Annotated in this window: 1 pseudogene; it reads right to left on the bottom strand. The window is 68.9% G+C overall.

Annotated elements, in window-relative coordinates:
* A pseudogene (locus AB4Z35_RS30960) lies at positions 1-399 on the bottom strand (hypothetical protein); the annotation flags it as partial.

Raw genomic sequence — 399 nt, 5'->3', positions numbered from 1 at the left:
GTTCAGGTACGCCGGCGGCAGCACCATGGCGATCCCGGACTCGTCCTCGCGCCGGTACTGCGGGCCGAAGTCGAGCAACGGATAGCCGTTGTAGCGCGCCAGGTACTGGAAGTCAGGCACCGCCGTCTGCACGCCGCTCACGGCCCACGTCACGCCCTTCATGACGGGGAAGGCCACGTCGGCTGGGCGCACCAGCGAGCCATCGGCCAGCGCCGGCACCTGGCTGGCAGGCGGCGTGGTGCCGCGCACGACCCAGTCCTCGAGATCGATGAACAGCGCACGGAAGGTGTCGTTGTGCTGGATCACCGTGCCGGCCGGGTAGACATTACGGGTGGGCGCGAAGCTGATGCTGGTCGTGCCGCCCGCCCCGCCGTGCTGGGCGCCCGTGTAGTAATAGAT

Origin of the sequence: Pseudomonas sp. KB_15, from assembly GCF_052114525.1 — a bacterium.
Classification (GTDB): Bacteria; Pseudomonadota; Gammaproteobacteria; order Pseudomonadales; family Pseudomonadaceae; genus Aquipseudomonas.
Note: the sequence above shows the minus strand (reverse complement) of the source record. Positions and strands in the feature narration are given on the sequence as shown.